Source organism: Pandoraea oxalativorans, from assembly GCF_000972785.3.
Classification (GTDB): domain Bacteria; phylum Pseudomonadota; class Gammaproteobacteria; order Burkholderiales; family Burkholderiaceae; genus Pandoraea; species Pandoraea oxalativorans.
On record NZ_CP011253.3, the window covers coordinates 2,727,510 to 2,748,380 of the forward strand.

Consider the following 20,871-nt stretch of genomic DNA (forward strand, 5'->3'; position numbering starts at 1 on the left):
GCTGCGGGCCCGCGAACGATCAGCGTCAGCGGAGCGCATCGCCCCATGAGAAGCGTTGCACGTCGTGAAATGCGATTCGCGACAGAGGATGTGACAGCGCTTCGCGACGTCCGGCGTCGCATGGCACGCCAATTGCACCAAAGGCATGACGGCGTCGAAGTCCGACGCTCCCTGCATAGCCGGAGTCACACGTCATGCAAAAAATAGCTTTGATCAGTGAGCACGCTTCGCCGCTGGCCGCCATCGGTGGCGTCGACGCCGGCGGTCAGAACATTTACGTCGCGAACGTCGCCAAACAATTGGTTTCGCGCGGTTACCGGGTCGACGTCTTCACACGGCGCGATAACACGTCGTTGCCGGACATCGTCCCCGTCGGCCACAACATCCGGGTGATTCACGTGCCTGCCGGGCCGCCCTGCGAGGTGCCCAAGGAGCAATTGCTGCCGTTCATGCCAGCGTTCGCGGAGTTCATGGTGCGCCACTGTGCACAGGCGTCTCCCGGATACGACGTCATGCACGCCAATTTTTTCATGTCGGGTCAGGTCGGTTTGCGCGTCCGCCAGGTGCTCGATATCCCGCTCGTCGTCACCTTTCACGCGCTGGGGCACGTCAGACGTCGCTGCCAGGGGGCATCGGATACGTTCCCGGATGAGCGCATCGATATTGAAAATGCGCTGGTTCAGACGGCAGACGCCATCATCGCAGAATGCCCGCAGGACGAAGCCGATCTGGTAACGCTCTACGGCGCAGACCCGCGGCGCATCGAGATCGTTCCCTGTGGCTTCGACGCACAGGAGTTCCATCCCGTCCCACGCGCTGCGGCGCGCGCCGCGCTCGGTTGGCGAGACGACGAGTTTTCAATACTCCAACTAGGCCGCTTGGTGCCGCGCAAAGGCATCGACAACGTGATTCGCGCCGTGAGTCTGCTGGTCCACGAAGTCGCGTGTGGGCGTCGGGTAAAGCTGTATATCGTCGGCGGACCGGACTACGAGGTGAATCTGGAGCGCTGCGAAGCGTTAGCCAGCCTCGCTGCGCTGGCCGACGAACTGGGCGTGGCGGACCACGTCAATTTTGTGGGACGTCGGGACCGAGGGGCACTGCGCTACTTCTATAGCGCGGCGGACGTGTTCGTCACCACACCTTGGTACGAGCCGTTCGGCATTACGCCCGTCGAAGCCATGGCCTGCGCGACCCCGGTGATCGGCAGCGATGTCGGCGGCATCCGCACGACGGTGGTTGACGCGCAGACCGGCTTCCTCGTGCCGCCGAAGGCACCCGATGCACTTGCCGGACGTCTTGCCCAACTGCGAGACAACCGGTGCCTTGCGCACCGGCTGGGGCTGGCGGGCGCGCAGCGCGCCAATCGGCACTTCACCTGGAGCGGCGTGGCCGACCAGCTCTGCGCCGTGTACGCGCGTGTGCTCAATCCGCAGCGCAGTCCGGCCAATATCGTGCCTCTCCCGGCCGTTCGCACGATGGCCGTCAGACCGGCGGCGCCGGTGAGCCCCGTACTCAAGGAGAGCGTCCGATGAAAGAACTGCACCGCAAGCGCGTGCTGGTGACCGGCGGCGCGGGATTTCTCGGCTCGCATCTGTGCGAGCGGCTTGTCGTTGCCGGACACGACGTGCTCTGCGTCGACAACTTCTACACGGGTGTAAAAGACAACATCGCACCGTTGCTCGATGCCGGCAACTTCGAGCTGATGCGTCACGACATCACTTTCCCGCTTTATGTCGAAGTGGACGAGATCTATAACCTCGCATGTCCGGCGTCGCCGGTGCATTATCAGCGGGACCCCGTCCAAACGACAAAGACGAGCGTGCATGGCGCAATCAACATGCTGGGACTCGCCAAACGCACGGGCGCGCGCATTCTGCAAGCGTCCACCAGCGAGGTATATGGCGATCCCGGCGTGCATCCGCAGACGGAATCGTACTGGGGTAACGTGAACCCGATCGGATTGCGTGCCTGCTATGACGAAGGCAAACGTTGCGCCGAAACGCTGTTCGTCAACTATCACCGCCAGCATGGCGTTGCCACGCGCATCGCCCGTATCTTCAATACCTATGGGCCTCGCATGCATCCGCTGGACGGTCGGGTGATCTCCAATCTGATGACGCAGGCGCTTAGCGGTGAATCACTGACCATATATGGCGACGGCACGCAGACCCGCGCATTGTGTTACGTGGACGATCTCGTCGACGGCCTGATCCGGTTGATGGAGACCGATGTGCCGCCGGAAGCGCCCGTCAACCTCGGCAGCGACAACGAACTCACGATGCTGGAAGTCGCACGTGAAGTGCTGCTCGCCACCGGATCGACGGCGTCCATCGAGCTTCGCCCACTGCCGTCCGACGACCCGCGCCGGCGGTGTCCCGACCTGAGCGCCGCGCGCGACTGTCTTGCGTGGTCGCCATCGACGCCTCTCGCCGAAGGTCTCGCCCGCACCGCCCGTTACTTCTCCCAGCGGCTGGCGATGGTCTCCCAGGTCTCGCGCATGGACGAACGTGCGACGCCGACCGCTTCACTATCCCCGCGCAGTAACGCACCGGTGTAATTCCGCAACATTTCCATCGTCATGTGCGGCGGAATCGGCGGAACGTTCGGGTCGGTCACGACATCCAGTACGACCGGCCGGTCCGCCGTGAATGCCTCGTGCCAGGCTGCGCTCAGATCGGCCGGATCTTCGACACGGATGCCGACCAGCCCCAACTGCCGGGCGTACGCCGCGTAGTCAAACGGCGGCAGCGATTGCGAAACCGCAAAACGCGGATCGCCCTCCTGTGCGCGCTGCTCCCAGGTCACTTCGTTCAGATCGCCATTGTTCAGCACGAGTACCGCCAGACGGGGATCCTCCCACGTCTGCCACATCGTCGAGAGTGTGATCAGTTCGTTGATGCCGTTCATCTGCATTGCGCCGTCGCCCTCGAGCGCGACCACCACACGCGAAGGATGGGCCATCTTCGCCGCCAGCGCATAAGGCATGGCCGCCCCCATCGACGCAAGACCGCCTGACAACGACCCCATCATGCCGTCGCGAAGTTGCACGTCGCGTGCGTACCAGTTGGCAGCGGTGCCGGAGTCGGCGGTGACGATCGCGTTGTCCGGCAACTGATGCGACAACTCGCGAAACACGCGCTGCGGGTTGATCGGCTGCGCGTCGGAGGCCGCCCGGCGGTCCATGACACGCCACCATCGCGCGACCTGCTCCTGGATTCGTTGACGCCAGTCGTCGTTCTGGCGTACATGGAGTCGCGGCAACAAAGCTTCGAGCGTGGCGCGGGCGTCGCCGACCATCGCAATTTCCATCGGGTAGCGCAGGCTCAGCATTCGCGGGTCGATGTCGATCTGTACGCCGCGCGCCTGCCCTTCTTCCGGCAGAAATTCGGCGTATGGAAACCCCGATCCGATCATCAGCAACGTGTCGCACTCGTTCATCAATGCCCAACTCGGCTGCGTGCCGAGCAGGCCGATCGCGCCGGTCACCCACGGTAACGTGTCGGGAATGACGCCCTTGCCCAGCAACGCTTTGGCCACGCCCGCTTCAAGACGGTTCGCTACTTCGATGACGCGCGCTCCGGCACCGAGTGCGCCTGCACCGACGAGCATCGCCACGCGATTGCCTGAGTTGAGCACCTCAGCGGCGGCGTCGAGTTCTGCGTCGGATGGCACGATGTGGCGTGGCGGCAGGCGCACGCCGTCACGAATAGCGCCGCTGCGCACCGTGCCGTGAACGCGTGGCGGGACGTCGACGGCAGGCAGGTCCTGCACGTCGTTAGGCACAATGATGCAAGTCACCGCGCGCTGGTCATGAGCAATGCGAAACGCGCGATCGATGACGTGCCGCGCCTGCGCAGGCGTGACGATCTCTTGCACGTATTCATGTGCGACGTCCTTGAACAGGGCGTGAAGATCGACCTCCTGCTGGAAGTCACCGCCGAGCGACGCGCGCTTTTGCTGCCCGACAATGGCCACGACCGGCTGATGGTCTGCCTTCGCGTCGTACAAGCCATTGAGGAGGTGAATCGCCCCTGGTCCCGAAGTCGCGAGGCAGACGCCCGTCTCACCCGTGAACTTCGCGTGGGCGCAGGCCATGAACGCGGCCATCTCCTCGTGTCGCACCTGCACGAAGGCCGGGTCGTTCTCCGAGCGGCCGAACGCGCCCACGATGCCGTTGATACCGTCTCCCGGATAGCCGAAGACCCGTTGTACGCCCCAAAGTCGGAGCCGCTCAAGCAGAAAATCCCCCACGGTCTGTGTCATGACGATGCGCTCCCTGTAAAACCATCGTCGCCGCAAGGTTCATGCCGCGTCCGATGTCACCTCCGGCGCTGCGGCTCCGGCGGCCGCCAGCGCGCCCAGCGGCGAGCCAACGGGTAGTTTCCACAGGAAACTTGAAAAAATGGCACGCTGCGCTGCCGGGTCATGGCGAGGTGAGCGTCAGAATCTGGCGGGCCAGCGCCCTGACGTCGACGGGTTTGGCGACGTAGGCCCGAAACCCTGCAGAATAGGCGTGACGCCGTTGCGCGTTGTCTGCGTGAGCGGTCACGGCCACCACTGGCACAGCGTCGCGTATTGCGAAGCGCTCGCGGAGCTGCTGCATCAGCCAGAATCCGTCGCCGTCCGGCATGGCGAGGTCGGACAGCACGATGGTCGGTGAATCGTCCTGCATCGCCGCCAGTCCATCGCGTCCGTTCACAGCCTCGCTGACCTGCGCACCAAGCGCACGTAAGGCCGCAGCAAGACTCTCGCGCGATGGCAGGTCATCGTCGATGAGCAGGATACGCTGACCTTCGAGCACAGCGCTCGGCCACAGCAGTGGGGCAGGCGCAGCGACGGCAAGGCCGGCAGCGACCGTCCCCTCAACCGGCAATCGGACGGTAAAGCGGCTGCCCATCCCGACGCCACGGCTCGACACCTCGACGCTGCCGCCGTGAAGCTCGGCAATGTGGCGCACAATCGACAAGCCAAGCCCCAGGCCTCGGCGCGGAGACACCGGCGAATCGGACTCCCGCCGAAACGCATCGAAGACGTGAGGCAGGAATTCGGCGTCGATCCCTTGCCCTGTGTCGGTCACCGAAAGACGCAGCCAGTGGGCCTCCTGTTCGAGCGACACTTTGACATGTCCGCCCTCGGGCGTGAACTTGATGGCGTTCGACACAAGATTCGTCAGCATCTGGCGCAATCGCTCGTCGTCGCCCAACAGGAGACCGGTTGCGGCCGTAACGCTCGAAGCGAGCGTTACGCCTTGCGCCGACGCAGTCGTCTGCATCGTCACGGTAACGTCATGCACGATGCGTTGTACGTCCACCAACGCGCGGTCCAGACGGAGTTTGCCTGTGGCCAGAGACGACGCGTCAAGTATGTCGTCGACCATGTGCGCCAACGAGCGCGCGCTGCGATCGATGGCGTCCACGGCCTGCGACCGCATAGATTGCGCCGAGGGATGCCGCAGTACTTCCACCCACCCGTAAATGGCATTCAACGGCGTTCGCAATTCGTGTGACACCGTCGCAAGCAACTCGTCCTTCAAACGATTGGATGTGTCGGCCTGATCGCGTTCGTCGCGCGCCCCTCGCAGGGATTGGCGGATGCGGCGGTTATCGAGGTGCTTGCTACCTTCGTCGCGCAGCAGGACGGTAGCGCCCACGCACTCACCGTTCTCACCCAGCAAGGGCGCGCTGGAGAACGTGGCGCGAAATGGCTTGCCGTTGGCGCGCACGCACACGAGATCGACCATCGACGCCGCAGCAGCATCGAGATTCTCAGGGCGTCTGAGCGGGTGACGTCTGAGCCAGTGCCTGGCGACGAATCGTCCCACGGGGGCGCCGATGGCATCGGCCTCGCGGACGCCGAACAACCTTGCCGCAGCGGGATTCCATTGCGTTACGCGAAGGTCGCGGTCGACGCTCAGGATCGCATTGGGGACGGCGCCAAGCACACGCCGGTCACGGGTGCGGGCGTCGCCGGAACGGAAAAGTCGCGCCAGGATCGATGTCCATCGTCCGGCATGGAAGTTGCTTTTCAAAATGGCCACCGCAACGATTGGGGATCTCCCACATGACAGAAAGTTACCCGCCCGAGCATTGGGAAACATCGAAATGGCTCGTCATCTCTCCTCATCTTGACGACGCGGTTTTCAGTTGCGCACGCCTGATGGCTGCCGCACCGGGCACGGTCGTCGTGACCGTTTTTGCGGGCGTGCCGCCCGAGGGCACCCCGGCCCCGCCGTGGGATCGGGCGGCCGGATTCGCTTCGGGGCGTGAAGCGATGCAGGCGCGCCATCTCGAAGACCTGTGCGCGCTCGACAAACTCCGTGCAGAACCCGTCTGGCTGCCGTTTCTCGACCGTCAATACGTCGACGCAGACACACCGCAGGTCATTGCGCCTGCCCTGCGCGAAATCCTCGACAAGTACCCGGAACGCCGTGTGCTGGCCCCGCTCGGCTTGTTTCATAGCGATCATGCGCTGGTGTTCGACGCGGTATGGCGCCTGATGCACGAGCAAACGCACGCGCTCGCAGGCGACATGACCGAGGCGGAGGCGAGCGTCGCGGAGCTTGGTCGGTGGTGGTTCTACGAAGACATGCCGTACCGCCGACTCGCCGGACTCGTGGCAGCACGAATCGCTGCATGGCGGGCACAAGGCTACAGCGCGCGGCGCGCGGATCCGGTGCCACCGGACATCGCCTGCGGCCAGTGCGCCGCCGATAAAGTCGAGGCGATGCAGGCCTACGAGAGCCAATTGGGTCTGCTTGACCCGGAGGCGCTGATCGATCTGAATACTTCCGAGAGTTATTGGCAATTGCAATGGTCTCCTGTCCCGCTTTAAGTGCGACTCCCGCGCGTGTCACCACTTCGCGAGATCCGCGTCTGACCGTCGTGGTCTTGTCGTACCGGCGGCCGTTCGAACTGCGGCGAACGTTACGGCGGCTGGTATCGTTGCCGGAGCGTCCGGCGATTGTTGTCGTAGACAACGGCTCCGGTCCTGCGTTGGCCAACATGGTGCGGGCGCAGTTCCCTAACGTCACGCTGCTCCGCTCGACGGACAATCTGGGCGCGTGTGCGCGCAATATCGGTGTGCGTCAGGCCGGAACGCCCTACGTCGCATTTTGCGACGACGACACGTGGTGGGAACCCGGCTCGCTGTGCCTCGCCGCCGACTGCCTCGACAAGCATACGCACATCGGTGCGATGACGGCGCGCGTACTCGTCGGTGTCGAGCGCCGCGAAGACGACACCAGTCGACGCATGCGCCGCAGTCCGCTTGAGAAGTTTCCGCGTCAACCCGGGCCCACCATTCTCGGCATGCTTGCCGGAGCGACGGTATTTCGCAAATCCGCCTTCGTCTCCGGCGGCGGCTACCATCCGAAGTTCTTTCTCGGTGGCGAAGAATCCTTGCTGGCGCTCGACATCGCCTCGCGTGGCTGGACGCTCGTCTATAGCGACCAGTTGACGGTGCACCACTATCCTTCGCTCGTGCGCGACGTTCCCGCACGGCGCGCCACGCTTGCCCGCAATGCCGTATGGACTGCATGGCTGCGCTTTCCGCTCGGTGCGGCGTTGCGGCAGACGTGGCGTCTTGCACCGAAGGTCTGGCGTGAAGCTGGCGGCATGGCAGGCTGGGTACGCACCCTTAAAGGCCTGCCGTGGACGATGCGTGAGCGTACTGTCATTCCCAAGCGTGTGGAAGCGATGCGCCGTCGCGTGGAAGCGGACGAAGCCGAGTCCACAGCGCCGATTTCCGCGACGTGACGCCCGTCGATCATCGATGACGCGGCGCCGGCCCGTCGTCCTTCTCCACAGGTTCGGCCAGTCGGCTATACAAGGTCTTCAGGCTGATATTGAGCATTTCGGCCGCCCTCGCCTTCACCCCGCCGCATCGCTCCAGTGTGCCCAGAATCAACTTCCGGTCCATCTCCTCGAGCGGCGTATCGAGCGGGACGGTAACGCTGTCGTCGTTGACCATGGCGTCGTCCAGCTCGGCCAGGATAGGCTGCGGTAACGTTTCGATCACGTCGCCGTCGTTCAGAATGTGTGCCCGGTGCACGAGATTGCGCAACTCGCGCACATTGCCCGGCCAGTCGTACGTGCTGAGAGCATCGAGGGTTTCATCGCTGAACCACATGGGTCGGCCATCCGTCTCGCTCAACGAAGTGAGGAACGATTTCGCGAGCATCTGAATGTCGCCGCCGCGTTCGCGCAGCGGTGGGAGTGTGATGGGGAAAACGTTCAGGCGATGATAAAGATCGAGGCGGAAACGGCCGTCGGCCACGGCAGCTTCCGGGTTGATGTTGGTCGCCGCGATGATGCGCACGTCGACATTGATTTCCTGCGTCGAGCCCAGACGCATCAGCTTCCCGGTCTCAAGCACTCGCAGCAATTTGACCTGCGACTCGGGCGGCATCTCGGTCACTTCGTCCAGAAACAGCGTGCCACCATCGGCGCGCTCGAAGAAGCCCTTGTGCTGGCGATCCGCCCCCGTGAAGCTGCCGCGATCGTGCCCGAACATTTCGCTCTCGACCAGATTTGCAGCAATCGCCCCGCAGTTGATTGCGACGAACGGGCCCTTGCGTCGCAAACTCAGATCGTGAACGGTTTGCGCGGCCAACTCCTTGCCGGTGCCCGACTCACCCATCAGGAACACCGATGCCTCGCTTGGCGCGACACGGCCGATGGACCGATAAACCTCCTTCATCGGCGGCGAATTGCCGAGCATACGGCCGAAACGTCCGAGTTCCTGCAGTTGCGCGCGCAGCGTGAGAATCTCGCCGCGAAGCTCGTCCGTGCGAGGCACGCGCGCAATAATGCCGTTAAGGCGCTGCACATTGATCGGTTTGACGAGATAGTCTGCGGCACCCCGGCGTAGTGCGTCGATGGCGGTCTCGAGGCTGGCGTGACCTGTCATCAGCACCACTTCTACGCTGGCCGCCTGAGGAAACTCGCTCAAAAGGTCCATCCCGCTGCCGTCAGGGAGGACAAGGTCGGTGAGGACCAGATCCGGCACCCGCGCCGCCGAGCGTTCTCGTGCCTCTCCCAGCGTGGATACAGCGTCACAGTGCAATTGTTGCGACTGTACCAACGCACGAAGCATGTCGCGCGTATCTGCGTCGTCCTCGACGATGAGAATGTACGGCATTGCTCAAAGCCCCTGTATGTTTGCAACTATCGCAACGCTCAGACATTGCGAAGATTCACTGGTTGCCTGTCCGTCCATGCAATGTGACTATCCGAAATGCATCGGGTACCCAAACAATCAATCCGTGATTGCGCTCGATGCGTTACCCTTTATAGATCGAAAATCAACGAGCGTCTGTCAGCGCCGTCTTACAGATCCGGCTTTTACCGGACGTTGCCGTCGGGGCAATCAGGGAGTGATGCATGACAGTGCATGAGGAAGTTCGCACGCGACTCGCGGGAGATTCGCCGGGTGTAACGGAACTGCGTAGCCGAATCGAACGGTTTGCCGGCGTGCCTGCCAGCGTGCTGATCGTTGGCGAAAGCGGCAGCGGCAAGGAAGTTGTCGCGCGTTCTCTGCATGACGCCAGTGCGCGTCGTTCGTCCCCTTTCGTTGCTATCAATTGCGCTGCCATTCCCCAGGAACTGGCGGAATCGCAGTTGTTCGGCCATGAGCGCGGCAGCTTCACCGGCGCGGTGTCTCGGCACACCGGCTTCTTCGAAGCGGCATCCGGCGGCACGCTATTTCTCGACGAAATTCAGGACATGCCGATGGCCCTGCAGGTCAAGTTGCTGCGCGCACTGGAGACCCGCACGGTGGTGCGCGTTGGCGGCTATGACCCCGTGAGCTTCGATACACGAATCATTGCGGCGACCCATGCCAGTCCGGGGCGCGCCGTGCGCGAAGGTCGCCTGCGTGAAGATCTGCTATTCCGCCTGGCTGCGTTCACGCTCTACGTGCCGCCGCTACGACGGCGCGAGAACGATGTGCTCGCGCTCGCGCAAACGCACGTCGACCGTCTCAATGCGTCCGGTGGCACCGGCAAACGCCTCACGTCGCAATCGTTGACGGTGCTTCGCCGTCATTCCTGGCCGGGCAACGTGCGCGAATTGCACAACACGATCGAGCGCGCGTTCATCATGGCCGACGTCGACCTCGATTTACAGCCGTTGCCCGTACCGAAACAACGCGAGGTAGTCCTCGACGGTGCGCTCAGCATTCCCATCGGTGCGACGCTTGCGCAAGCGCAGCAAGCGTTCATCGCTGCGTCGCTTCGATATTTCGACGGCGACAAGCCTCGCACGGCAAAGGCGCTCGGCATCAGTCTCAAGACACTCTACAACCGGCTGGCGCTGATGACGGACGTCGCTGCGCCCGCTGAAGTCGCCTGACGGCAGCGCACGATCTGCCGTCATTGCGACAGATCGCGCAACGCGCGGTCCCAATCCTGCGCAAAACGGCCGATGTTGAAGCGCGCTTCGGCATCGCGCCTTGCTGCCTGTCCCCATTCGCCGGCGAGCGACGGGTCGCGTATGAGCCGACGCATCGCATCGACAAGCACCTCCGGCCGGGTATCGGCCACACCGTTATGTCCGGAGCGAATGAGCATTGCCATCTCCGTCGTGGCGAGCGCCACCACGGGCAGACCAGCCATCATCGCCTCGATCACGGCGAGCCCGAGACTGGTGTAGCGGATTGGATTGAAGAAGAAGCGATAGGCAGACATGAAGCGCGGCAGTTCGGACGCGGTGATTTCGCCGATGCCGCCGAGCGCCTGCGCGTCCATGCCGACCAGATCGAGCGGGACCTCGCGGCGCAATTGCTCGAACACGTCGGCGCCAAGCCGCCGACCCCGCCGGGCAAGATGATTGACCACCGTAATGCCCTTGGGCAGGGTGCCATGCCAGTCGACCGGCTCGACCAGTTTCACGCCATGCTCGATGACCCGAACGGGTGTGTCGCCCGAATCCCACATCAACGCATTGAACGGCGTCACATGAATGAGCATGACATTGCGGTCCTGCACAGGATGACGCGTGTTCGTCGGATGCTCCTGCGGTGGATCGTGTTCGACGAAGGCCGTTGGCAAGCGTTGCTGTGCATCGCTCAACAGCAACGGCCCGTCCTTCAGAAAGTGACGGTGATGCTGATACAGCACGCAATCGAACGCCATTTGTGGAACGTCCTGATACGGCACCTCGATAACATTGGGCCCCCATGGCAATCCCCCGCCACAGCGGGCGTAACCCGCAGGATTGCCCGGCTTCGTCACGATATAGAAATCGTGCGGCGCGTGCGAGAGGTAAAAGAGGTAGTTGCCGTGCACCTGCCACGTAAGCACTTTCAACCGTCGCATTCCGGCCCTCCCGCTGCAAGCAAGGCGTTCACGTGCCGCATGACTTCCGGGACGGAAATGTCATGTGCGCACTCGTGGCCATACGGGCACGTATGAAACATGCAGGGCCGACAGGCCGGAAACTTCGCGACGACGTGGTGCCGCTCAGCGTTAAGCGGTGCCCAGCGCGACACGTCGCTGCCGCAGGCGACGACTACGCTGCGCGTACCTAGCGCAGCCGCAATATGCGAGACGCCGGTGTCGTTGCAAATCAGCAGCCGCGCGTGCGCGATGAGTGCTGCGAGCGTGCCGAGCGACGTCTTGCTGCAAAAGTCGACAACCGGCTCGCGCGCACGCGCTGTCAACGCTTCGGCGATCTCGCGCTCCTGCGCGCCTCCGGTGAGAATCACGCGATAGCCCTGTCGCGTCACCTTGTCCACGATGCTGGCGTAACGCTCGACCGGCCAGCGCCGGGACGGCATGCGTGATCCGGCGTGAACGATGACGAAGCGGCCCGCCTCCAATCGAAACTTGTCGCATAGCACGTGAAACGTCGCGTAATCGAGGGCCGCGAGCGGGAATTCGAGGTGATCGCCCCAGTCCTGATAGCCCATCGCCCGCACCAGCGCCAGACATCGATGGACTTCCGAACCGGATTCAGGCCACGGCAGGCCCTGATCCACGCCGTTTTCCATGATCGCCGGCGCGATCGATGAGGTGTCCGCTTGCGGCATGAACCCTACGCTGCACGTCGCGCCCATTCTGCTCACGATAGCATTGGAGTGCGTGCCGCTGCCGTGCAATTGCACCGCCAGATCGAAATGACGCTCACGGCAGCGACGCTCGAACGCGCTCAGTTCCCCGACGTCCACGCCCTGCTCGGGCAAACCCGGCGCACCGGGAAACGGCAGAAAATCGTCGATATAGTCCTTGAACCGGGTCGCGAACGCCTCGGCCCAGGGCAGCCCGACAAGCGTGATACGCGCCGACGGTTCGCCCAGACGAAGCGCCCTGAGCGCGGGTACAGCGCACAACATGTCGCCGAGCTGCAATGCGCGAAACACGACGATGCGTCGATGTGCGCCAAGCGTCGGGAGCGCCATTTGCGCAGGAAGGGCCGCAGCCGCGTGCGGCGCCTGTGGCAAACGATACTGCGCCATCGACGTTCGAAGTCGGCTCATAGGAATAGCACCTTGAAGTGAAGGTCGCCGCGAACCCGCCAGTACAGCGAAACCGGTGGAATGGCGATCGAGGTCCAGATCATCTCCGCGACGTGCGCGGGCGTTCGCGAGGTGTTTCGCAGGCGTCTGACGCAAAACACAGCGGTCGCAGCCCCCCAAACGACGAGCGCAGCGGCCGCCAACGGGTATTGCGCGAAAGCCAGCAGCGCGATTGCCGCGAGCAACGCGCCACCGGCCATGTAGTACAACCACGGTGGCGTTGGACGAATGTGCGTGCGGTACAGCGTCGGGTACTTCTTGTAGAGCAAGGCATCGAAGAACACCTTGGATTGCTGACCGACACTGACGCCCCACTTTGCCGGGCGCACCGGATGCAGAACGCGCGCATCCGGTGCGCGGGAGACGGTCCCGAGAGTGCCTAACGCAAACATCAGATCGGCATCCTCGCGCCATGCGCGTGTGAACCGCTCGTCGAAGCCGCCCACGGATACCAGTGCGTCGCGTCGCACGAAGCAGTTTGCCGTGGCGAACTCCGCATTGGCGAGACCGCTGGCGTCGCGTTCGTAGTCGGTCGGCGGATCGGAAATCGGCATGTCGATGTCGCCCGCCACGGCAACGGCCTCCGGCTCGCGAAGAAGCGCCGCACATCCGCCGCGCAGCCACAACGGGTCGGCAATCGTGTCGTCGTCCGTGAACGCGACGATGGCACCCTGCGCATGCCACCATCCGGCATTCCTTGCCGCCGCAGGGCCTTGCGTGTCGACGATGGGCAGATAGATCAGGCGTGGCGCGCCAAGCGTCTGGCGCTGAAACTCGAAGACAACCTCACGCGTGGCGTCGTCCGGCCCGTCATCTGCAACGAGGATCTCGAACGCGTGCGCGTCGAATCGTTGCGCGCACAACGCCGTCAGACAGCGGCGAAGCATGTCGGGCCGTCGCCAGGTGGGCACCACGACCGAGACGACCATGGCGGCATCCGTCGTTGCTTGCGCTAGCGTCATTGCGGCTTCTCCAGAAGGTAGGGACCGATCACCAGTGCGTCGAGTGGCGAGGCCCAGAAGCACTCGATGGCGTCGCGCGGGCTGCACACGATCGGCTCGCCACGCGTGTTGAACGAGGTGTTGACGAGCACGGGTACGCCGGTCAGCGCCTCGAACTCGGTGAGCAACGCGTGATAGAGCGGGTTTTGCGACGCATTGACTGTCTGTACTCGTGCGGTTCCGTCGACATGGCATACGGCGGGAATCCGCGCCGCCCGACCGGGGGCGATGCCGTAGACGAAGAGCATGTACGGTGCGTACAAAGCGTCGTGCGCCTCATGCGCCTGAAGCGAGGCGCGTGCTTCCGATGTGCGCCGTGGCTTCGCCTGAAACCACTCATGCGCCTTCTCTTCGAGCACGACCGGCGCGACGGGTCGGAAGTCCTCGCGATCCTTGATCTGGTTTAGCCGCTGTTGCATGCCCGGGTCGACCGGTGAGGCCAGAATCGAGCGCGCGCCAAGGGCCCGTGGCCCGAACTCCATACGTCCTTGAAACCAGCCGATGACACGATTTTCGGCCAACAATGCTGCCGTTTCGCGGGCAACGTCGTCGAGACGACGGTAGCGAAGCTTGGCCTCGTCGAGAAAAGCCCCGATCTCCGCTTCTCCGTATGAGGGACCGAGATACGCGTGCTCCATGCGCCAGTCGCTGCGCGTCCCACGTTGCTCGAAATCGACCCATAATGCCGCGCCCAGGGCTGTCCCGGCATCGCCCGCCGCCGGTTGAACCCAAACTTGCTCGAAAGGCCCGTCGTCGCGCACCCGCGCGTTCATGACGCAGTTAAGTGCAACGCCACCGGCCATGGCCAGACAGCGCTCGCCGGTCTCTTGCGCCAACCAGCGGGTCATGTCCAGAACGATGGACTCCAGCGTCTCCTGTAACGAGCGCGCGATGTCGAAGTGTCTCGCCTCCAATGGCCACCCGCGCTGCCGTGCGGGGCCGAGCAGTTCGGTCAGATCGCGGTCCGAGACGGTATAGGCGCCGTTGCCGCCGTAGCTTGCCAGCGCTTGCATTTCCGGCAAGAGCGACGGTTTCCCGAACGATGCAAGCGCCATCACCTTGTATTCGTCCGACGAATGGAGAAATCCGAGATGCCAGGTAATGCGCTCGTAGAGCAAACCCAGCGAGTTCGGCAGGTCGATTTGTTTGATGCGCTTATACCGGGCGCCGTCGAACACACCGTAACTGGTGGTCGCGACCTCACCGCGTCCGTCCATAGTGAGCACGGCACACCGCTCGAACGGGGCTGCCAGAAACGCGCTCGCTTCGTGCGCGAGATGGTGTTCAACGTTGTGCCACTTGCACGGGCCGTCGTGACGCAAGCCGCGAAACCGATTTTGCAGATGGTGTGGCGCACCGTCGGCGAGTTGACGCGGCGCATTGACGATATACGACAGGAACAACGGATCCCACGGCGAGCCGTCGCCGGTCGGACGTGCATGCGCCGACGGCATCAGGGGCAACTGCATGAAAGCACTGCGCGGGTCGCCTGTTTCGTCGCTCAGGTCGAGCCCGGGGATCGCCCCGCGCGCGACTTGCAGCCACGGATCGTAGGCATAGGCGACGTCCTGGACATCGCGCATTTCAATATCGGCGACCTGGAGGCAGTAGTCGATGGCGTGATACGGCAATTCCCATGCGGAGAACGGCACCGGGCGCTTGCCATGCTTGACGTGGGTAAAGCGTTCCTCTTCGGCCGCCGCGATGACCTGCCCGTCCTGAATGAGGCATGCAGCGCTGTCGTGAAAGGCGGCGTTGATGCCGAGGGTGTAGTGCGTGGCAGGCGACGGCATATCAGCGGCTCCTCGTAAGCGTTTGCGGGATTACATGTGAGGTGTTCGGCGTCGGATCCGGCGCGTGAGTGGTTTGCAAGCCTTGCGGCAGCGGACCGGGCAAAACGACGGGCGGAAGGTATTTCGAGGCGCCGGCGGGGACCAACTGACGGGCCGCCGCCACCACGGCGTCCGGCGACACGCCGGTCAGACAGGGGTGGCCGGGCTGGGCGCATTCACTGCGATAACAGTTGCGGCATGGCACATCGACATTGAGCACGCGATGCGGCACTTGCCACGGACGATGCTGCGGATTGGTCAGCGCATACAGATCGACGACCGGCGTGCCGAGCGCAGCGGCGATGTGCACCGGCCCGGTGTTATTGGCGACGAGCAGGTCGGCGCGCTCGATCAGCGCTGCGAGCTCACCTAGCGACAACGCACCCGCGAGCGGCAACGCCTTCTTGCCGATGCGTGCGCAGACGGTGGCGACGAGCGGCTGCTCGTCCTGTCCGCCCGTGACAGCGATGCCGTCGAAGTCACGCGCCAGTTGCGCCCCCGCTTCTGCGAAGCGCTCGGCGGGCCAGCGGCGCGACGGTGCGGTCGCTCCCGGATGAATGACGAGCCACCGGCCTGTCGTGCGGTGCGCTCGCCCGGCGGCCAGCCGCTCGGCGACAGTGAGGCGGTCACGACGCAGCACGTCGAATCCGAGCCGTTCGTCCGACGCCAGCGCGCCGACGGATCGCACCAACGCCAACTGACGCTGCACTTCATGGCGCGTGCCGTTGTGCGGCTCGGTCTCGGCGATTCGGTCGGTGAGCAGCGCGTAGGGATTCTCACGACAATGCGCCAGACGCAACGGAATGCCCGCCAGCCGACACATCATTGCGGCGGGTAACGGACTTTGCGAGTAGACGGTGAAGATGACGGCGGCGTCGAACCGCCCTGCCCTCAATCGTTCGATCGTCGCCAGATCGGTGTCGACACTCGACGCGACCGGGTGTTTGACCCACGGAGCATCGAACGCCCACACGTCGTCCACCATGTTCAGGTGCGGCGCGAGTTTCGCCGCGGACGAGGACGTGAGCAACGTGAGATGACGTCCGTCACCGCATTGCCGGAGCGCTCGCATGGCGGGCGTCGTCATCAGCACATCGCCCATGTTATCGAGTCGCACACATAAGATGCGTCGCGCCGCCCGCCAGAAGCTCATGACGGCCTCCCGGCATTCGCGAGCGCCACGTCGGTTGCATGCGCCGCGATAATCCGGGCCGCTGCGTCGATGCTCGCCACGGTGTGATCCGGGGTACGGTGGGCGCCGCGCTGCCAGACGGTCTCGTTGCCGCAGTCGACGAGAATCGTGTGGCATCCGGCGACATTGCCCGCTTCGACGTCGTCGAGAATGTCGCCGATCATCCAGCATGAGGACAACGGCACGCCGATGTGTCGGGCGGCCGCCTGCAGCAGACCGGGCGCGGGCTTGCGGCACGCGCAGGTCATGCGATAAGCGGCGTCGCGCCCCTGCGGGTGGTGCGCACAGTAGAAGAACCCGGCAAAATCCACGCCGAAACGCGCCATGACACGCGCCAGATGGACGCGCACCGCGTGCAGCGACGCTTCGTCGAAATACCCGAACGCCACGCCCGGCTGGTTGGAGACAACCGCAACCGGCCAGCGAAGCGACGCGAACTCGCTCAGCGCCTGCTCCGCGCCCGGCGCGAGCCGGATACGCGAGGGTTCGACGTTGAAGGGCTCGTCGTCGACGAGGGTACCGTCCTTATCGAGCAAGATGGCGCCGTCGACAGTGCCATGGCCGCCGATCATGGCCATGATGTTTCTCGCATCGGCAAGACCATGACCTCCGGGATGACCGTCCCGTCGGGCTGCATCAGGACGAAGCGCACCGTATTCGCCACGTTTTCAGGCGGTTGCAGCGTCGTTTCGTCGATGTCCGGGAAGCGATCCAGCAGGAACGGGGTGCGCATGCCACCGGCGACGATGGCCGAGACCTTGATGCCCGCATCGCGCAGCTCGGCATGCAAGGCATGCGACAGCCCGAGCAGGCCCCATTTGGTGGCGTGATACGCAGAGGCGTTCGGCCACGCGCGCTTGGCTGCCGTCGAGGCGATGTTGACGATGTGACCGCCGCCGCCTGCGCGCATCATCGGCACGGCGGCGTGGCACATCAGATACGGCCCGAAGAGATTGGTCATGAGCACGTCGTGCCATGCCGTCGCGCCCACTTCGTCGACCGGCGCCGTGATATCGATGCCCGCATTGTTGATGACCACGTCGAGGCCGCCCATGGCGGTGCGCGCGTCGTGGACCGCTTCGGTCACGGACGCTTCATGGCGGACGTCGAAGCATTGAAACGAGACATCCAACCCGCGCCCGGCAAGCGTCTCGCATGTGGTGGCCGCGGATGCCCGGTCGACGTCTGCTATCGTGACGCGAGCGCCGGCGAGCGCGAGGTTTTCTGAAATGGCCGCGCCCAGACCGCGCGCACCACCGGTAACGAGGACACACCTTCCACGCAGTGGCTGATCGGTGTTTGGACGCGCAACACGCTCTACTTTGACTGACATGCGGGCTCCCGTGAGACGTTATGAATGCGCTGGACTGGCACTCGGATGGCTCGACGCTTGATGCCACAAGCGACTGTCTCTCCTAGAGCGAATTGCGTGCCAGCGATGCAGCACGTGTCGTGCACTCCGCGAAAGTGTCTGGGTACGTCGTTGTTTTCTATGGCATTGCGTGACGGCACGGGCGTCCGAGGACGGTGCCGCCGACGGGCTTGTCCCGCCATCCGTGTATGCGCGGCCTGCCTTTCTGCCAGCCCGATGTAATTTGGCGTCGCCGCGCTGCCGGTGCGTTAGTCCGGCGCCAACGCCAACGTCTCGCCGGTGGCGTTGGCGCGATGCTGCGCAACGGCACGCAAGCAATGTGCGACACACCCTGCGAGCGCTTCGTCGAAATGCGGCTGTGCGCCGGACACGGCCACGACGATGCCGTGCTGGGCCACGCTGCCCCAGAGATTGGTGTCGCCACACCTCAGGCGATACGGCTCGCACAACTGCACCACCCGGCTGTCCTTGCCGGTCATCCATGAGACGCGCGCTTTCGCACGCGCGTAAGCGCCGTAGTCCGCGTCCCATTGCTTCGGATCGGGTAGCGACAGTTCATAGAGGATGGATTCTTCGAACGTAGCGACGTCCGGGCCCATGGCGGGGTCCATCACCACGATGTGAAGGCATCCGCTTTGCCCGACGGTTTCGTTTTGCAGGGCATTCAGCAGCGTGGGCATCAGCAGTTCGAGCGCCGCGACGGCGGCTGCGCGGTCTGCGAAGTGGCTTCCTTGATAGCGTGTCATGTCAGAGGCGGTGAGGTTCCGAAGGGTGTTGGGCCGTGGTGGTGCCGGGCTGCGATTGGGGCATGGCTGGCAATGGGATAGCGGAGACGGGCGCGGGACTCAGGATGGTGTCCTGCTCGATCTGTTCCAATTCGCGCTCCTGTTCCTGCAACTGCCACATCTGTGCGTAGACGCCGCCCAGCGCCAGCAGATCGTCGTGACGTCCCTGCTCGACGAGACGCCCGTGCTCCATCACCAGAATCCAGTCGGCCCCGACGACCGTCGATAGCCGATGGGCAATCAGCAGGCTCGTGCGATGTTCGGCGAGCTGCATCATTTCGTCCTGAATGGCCCGCTCGGTGCGCGTGTCGAGCGCCGACGTCGCCTCGTCGAACACAATGATCGGCGGGCTTTTGAGCAGCGCGCGGGCGATGGCAATGCGCTGCCGTTCGCCCCCGGAGAGCCGCATGCCCCGTTCGCCGACGCGCGTCTCATAAGCGTCGGGGAGCGCCTCGATGAACGGGGCCAACTGGGCGCTGCGCGCCGCCTTCACGACGTCGGCGCGCGTCGCACCGGGGCGGCCGTAGGCAATGTTGTAGGCGAGTGTTTCGTTAAAGAGGATGGTGTCTTGCGGAACGATACCGATCGCGTCGCGAAGACTCTGCTGCGTGAGCTCACGCAAGTCCTGCCCGTCGATGCGCACGGTGCCCGCGTCGGGCTGATACAGACGAAATAGCAGACGCGCCAATGTCGACTTGCCCGAACCGCTGCCGCCGACAATCGCGAGCGTCTTCCCGGCCCCGACGTGAAACGAAACGTCATACAGCAGTTGCCGACCCGGCTCATAGCTGAAGTCCACGCCGGAGAACTCGATCGCGCCCCCTTTGACGACCAACGCACGGGCACCGGGCGCGTCGCCGTCTTCGTCCGGCCGTCCTTTGGCGAACAGAAGCGCGAAAAGACGCTCGATGTTGGTCATGGCGTCGTTGGTCTCGCGAAACACAAAACCCAGCGCATTGAGTGGGAGGCTGACTTGAATGATGTAGGCATTGATCAGCACGAGATCTCCGATGGTCATCGTGTGCGCCAGCACGTGCTCCCCGGCGAGCAACATCACGGCCGCGATCCCGGCACCGATGCATGCGCTTTGTCCAATGTGAAGTGCCGACAGGGCCGACTGGTTGGCCACGCCCGCCTGTGACCACTCGTGCGCTACGCCGCGCAGACGTTCCGTCTCGAACGATTCCCGGGCGAAATACTTGACCGTTTCGGCGTTCAACAGGCTGTCGACGATGCGGCTGCTCTGCGTCGCTTCGAGCGCATTCACCTGCTTTTGCACACGCATGCGTCGGCGTGCGGCATAGGCTGTCCATGCGGCATAAGTCATAAACGTCGCCGCGATGATCGTCAGGAAGCCGCTGCCGTAGTTGCGCACAATGATGACCAGAATCAGACCGATTTCGACCAGCGTCGGCACGATGGCGAAGAGCGACACGCCCAGCAGGAAGCCGACGGCCGTCGTCCCTTTTTCCATATCCCGGATGACCGCGCCGGTTTCGCGCTGGGCTTGGAAGCGCGCGCCCAGATGATGGAGGTGTGAAAACGTCTTCACCGTGAGATCGGCGACCGTTCGTTGCGTCACGTCGGAAAACACGCCGTCCCGCACCTCGTTGAACGCGTTCGCCATGAAACGGATGAGCGCGTAGCCGAGGATCAGGAAGACCGGCAGCATGGCGACGTTCGCGACGCTGAGTTCGTCCACGATGTGTTTGAGCAGCACCGGGACCGATACGGAGGCGAGCTTCGCAGCCACCAGCAGGCCCAGCGCGACGACCACGCGCCATCCGTGGGCTTGCACTGCGTCCCATAGATAGGAGGCGATCTGCCATCGTACGTTGCGGGGAGTGTGATTCGGTTGTGCTTGCATGTCCTGGATGATGGGGCGTCGGACCGCGCCCGGCCTGAATTAAGGCACCCTGATCGATTGCGCAGGGCGACGCAAACTCAGGACGCTGCAAGAGCCGTACCAGTGTGTGGGCGTGGCGTCTGGCCCATTGGCATGAACATCGGCAGGAGGAAACTGCAAAGCGATGCAATTTGGACGCAAGCGCTGGCGCGACAGGCAGGCGCCGACGCCCCGCCACCGATTTCTTCAGGCGGCACGATGATTGCTTGACGTCGTTGAGCGGCCCGGTCGGCTCCCCCGCCGAGGCCGTCCGCCCCGTCGACATCGCCA

The 20,871-nt window shown here is 63.9% G+C and carries 16 protein-coding genes and 1 pseudogene; 5 read left to right on the plus strand and 12 right to left on the minus strand.

Annotated features, from left to right (window positions below; translation table 11 throughout):
* Positions 1–194 precede the first annotated feature (194 nt).
* Together MB84_RS12235 and MB84_RS12240 are read left to right on the plus strand one after the other, a co-directional pair.
* Positions 195–1,532: a glycosyltransferase family 4 protein gene (locus MB84_RS12235; RefSeq protein ID WP_084009748.1), complete on the plus strand. Its 1,338-nt coding sequence runs from the start codon at positions 195–197 to the stop codon at positions 1,530–1,532.
* On the plus strand, positions 1,529–2,557 hold the full coding sequence (locus MB84_RS12240; protein ID WP_046291970.1) for a UDP-glucuronic acid decarboxylase family protein: 1,029 nt from the start codon (positions 1,529–1,531) through the stop codon (positions 2,555–2,557). Before MB84_RS12235 ends, MB84_RS12240 begins: the two co-directional genes overlap by 4 nt.
* Here the strand turns inward: MB84_RS12240 and MB84_RS12245 are convergent.
* Both MB84_RS12245 and MB84_RS12250 read right to left on the minus strand, forming a co-directional pair.
* On the minus strand, positions 2,455–4,263 hold the full coding sequence (locus tag MB84_RS12245) for a thiamine pyrophosphate-requiring protein (RefSeq protein ID WP_046291971.1): 1,809 nt from the start codon (positions 4,261–4,263) through the stop codon (positions 2,455–2,457). The genes MB84_RS12240 and MB84_RS12245 overlap by 103 nt on opposite strands.
* A gap of 160 nt (positions 4,264–4,423) precedes the next feature.
* Positions 4,424–6,037 (minus strand): hybrid sensor histidine kinase/response regulator, encoded by a 1,614-nt coding sequence (locus MB84_RS12250; RefSeq protein WP_052653258.1) that lies wholly within the window; start codon positions 6,035–6,037, stop codon positions 4,424–4,426.
* 23 nt (positions 6,038–6,060) lie between these two features.
* Between MB84_RS12250 and MB84_RS12255 the strand changes: the two genes are divergently transcribed.
* Both MB84_RS12255 and MB84_RS12260 read left to right on the plus strand, forming a co-directional pair.
* Positions 6,061–6,831, plus strand: coding sequence for a PIG-L family deacetylase (locus MB84_RS12255; RefSeq protein WP_046291972.1), 771 nt, complete (start codon positions 6,061–6,063; stop codon positions 6,829–6,831).
* Positions 6,810–7,754 (plus strand): glycosyltransferase family 2 protein, encoded by a 945-nt coding sequence (locus MB84_RS12260; protein ID WP_046291973.1) that lies wholly within the window; start codon positions 6,810–6,812, stop codon positions 7,752–7,754. Before MB84_RS12255 ends, MB84_RS12260 begins: the two co-directional genes overlap by 22 nt.
* 10 nt (positions 7,755–7,764) lie before the next feature.
* Here MB84_RS12260 and MB84_RS12265 read toward each other — a convergent pair whose 3' ends face one another.
* Complete coding sequence (locus tag MB84_RS12265) at positions 7,765–9,138, minus strand: sigma-54-dependent transcriptional regulator (protein ID WP_046291974.1); 1,374 nt, start codon at positions 9,136–9,138, stop codon at positions 7,765–7,767.
* Positions 9,139–9,380: 242 nt separating this feature from the next.
* Between MB84_RS12265 and MB84_RS12270 the strand changes: the two genes are divergently transcribed.
* The gene (locus MB84_RS12270; protein ID WP_046291975.1) at positions 9,381–10,349 is read left to right on the plus strand and encodes a sigma 54-interacting transcriptional regulator; all 969 of its coding nucleotides are present in this window, start codon (positions 9,381–9,383) and stop codon (positions 10,347–10,349) included.
* Positions 10,350–10,369: 20 nt separating this feature from the next.
* Here MB84_RS12270 and MB84_RS12275 read toward each other — a convergent pair whose 3' ends face one another.
* The 9 genes and pseudogenes from MB84_RS12275 to MB84_RS12315 all read right to left on the minus strand — a co-directional run.
* Positions 10,370–11,314 (minus strand): glycosyltransferase family 4 protein, encoded by a 945-nt coding sequence (locus tag MB84_RS12275; RefSeq protein ID WP_046291976.1) that lies wholly within the window; start codon positions 11,312–11,314, stop codon positions 10,370–10,372.
* On the minus strand, positions 11,302–12,396 hold the full coding sequence (locus MB84_RS12280) for a glycosyltransferase family 9 protein (RefSeq protein ID WP_046293728.1): 1,095 nt from the start codon (positions 12,394–12,396) through the stop codon (positions 11,302–11,304). The genes MB84_RS12275 and MB84_RS12280 overlap by 13 nt, the downstream gene beginning before the upstream one ends.
* 74 nt (positions 12,397–12,470) lie before the next feature.
* Positions 12,471–13,475, minus strand: coding sequence for a glycosyltransferase family 2 protein (locus MB84_RS12285; protein ID WP_046291977.1), 1,005 nt, complete (start codon positions 13,473–13,475; stop codon positions 12,471–12,473).
* Positions 13,472–15,307 (minus strand): carbamoyltransferase family protein, encoded by a 1,836-nt coding sequence (locus MB84_RS12290; RefSeq protein WP_046291978.1) that lies wholly within the window; start codon positions 15,305–15,307, stop codon positions 13,472–13,474. Before MB84_RS12290 ends, MB84_RS12285 begins: the two co-directional genes overlap by 4 nt.
* Before the next feature lies 1 nt (position 15,308).
* Entirely contained in the window at positions 15,309–16,499 is a 1,191-nt protein-coding gene (locus MB84_RS12295) for a glycosyltransferase family 9 protein (RefSeq protein ID WP_046291979.1), read from the minus strand.
* Positions 16,496–17,110, minus strand: a complete 615-nt coding sequence (locus MB84_RS12300) for a D-glycero-alpha-D-manno-heptose-1,7-bisphosphate 7-phosphatase (RefSeq protein ID WP_157122898.1) — start codon at positions 17,108–17,110, stop codon at positions 16,496–16,498. Before MB84_RS12300 ends, MB84_RS12295 begins: the two co-directional genes overlap by 4 nt.
* Positions 17,107–17,871, minus strand: a complete 765-nt coding sequence (locus MB84_RS12305) for an SDR family oxidoreductase (RefSeq protein ID WP_046291981.1) — start codon at positions 17,869–17,871, stop codon at positions 17,107–17,109. The genes MB84_RS12300 and MB84_RS12305 overlap by 4 nt, the downstream gene beginning before the upstream one ends.
* A gap of 287 nt (positions 17,872–18,158) precedes the next feature.
* Positions 18,159–18,656: a hypothetical protein gene (locus tag MB84_RS12310; protein WP_046291982.1), complete on the minus strand. Its 498-nt coding sequence runs from the start codon at positions 18,654–18,656 to the stop codon at positions 18,159–18,161.
* 115 nt (positions 18,657–18,771) lie between these two features.
* Positions 18,772–20,562, minus strand: a pseudogene (locus MB84_RS12315) (ABCB family ABC transporter ATP-binding protein/permease); the annotation flags it as partial.
* Between the last annotated feature and the right edge of the window lie 309 nt (positions 20,563–20,871).

Coding starts and splice junctions, on each gene's coding strand:
- MB84_RS12240 (WP_046291970.1), top strand. CDS start 1,529: ATGAAAGAACTGCACCGCAAGCGCGTGCTGGTGACCGGCGGCGCGGGA.
- MB84_RS12300 (WP_157122898.1), bottom strand. CDS start 17,110: ATGATCGGCGGCCATGGCACTGTCGACGGCGCCATCTTGCTCGATAAG.
- MB84_RS12305 (WP_046291981.1), bottom strand. CDS start 17,871: ATGTCAGTCAAAGTAGAGCGTGTTGCGCGTCCAAACACCGATCAGCCA.
- MB84_RS12265 (WP_046291974.1), bottom strand. CDS start 9,138: ATGCCGTACATTCTCATCGTCGAGGACGACGCAGATACGCGCGACATG.
- MB84_RS12270 (WP_046291975.1), top strand. CDS start 9,381: ATGACAGTGCATGAGGAAGTTCGCACGCGACTCGCGGGAGATTCGCCG.
- MB84_RS12310 (WP_046291982.1), bottom strand. CDS start 18,656: ATGACACGCTATCAAGGAAGCCACTTCGCAGACCGCGCAGCCGCCGTC.
- MB84_RS12245 (WP_046291971.1), bottom strand. CDS start 4,263: ATGACACAGACCGTGGGGGATTTTCTGCTTGAGCGGCTCCGACTTTGG.
- MB84_RS12275 (WP_046291976.1), bottom strand. CDS start 11,314: ATGCGACGGTTGAAAGTGCTTACGTGGCAGGTGCACGGCAACTACCTC.
- MB84_RS12255 (WP_046291972.1), top strand. CDS start 6,061: ATGACAGAAAGTTACCCGCCCGAGCATTGGGAAACATCGAAATGGCTC.
- MB84_RS12285 (WP_046291977.1), bottom strand. CDS start 13,475: ATGACGCTAGCGCAAGCAACGACGGATGCCGCCATGGTCGTCTCGGTC.
- MB84_RS12290 (WP_046291978.1), bottom strand. CDS start 15,307: ATGCCGTCGCCTGCCACGCACTACACCCTCGGCATCAACGCCGCCTTT.
- MB84_RS12280 (WP_046293728.1), bottom strand. CDS start 12,396: ATGGCGCTCCCGACGCTTGGCGCACATCGACGCATCGTCGTGTTTCGC.
- MB84_RS12235 (WP_084009748.1), top strand. CDS start 195: ATGCAAAAAATAGCTTTGATCAGTGAGCACGCTTCGCCGCTGGCCGCC.
- MB84_RS12295 (WP_046291979.1), bottom strand. CDS start 16,499: ATGAGCTTCTGGCGGGCGGCGCGACGCATCTTATGTGTGCGACTCGAT.
- MB84_RS12260 (WP_046291973.1), top strand. CDS start 6,810: ATGGTCTCCTGTCCCGCTTTAAGTGCGACTCCCGCGCGTGTCACCACT.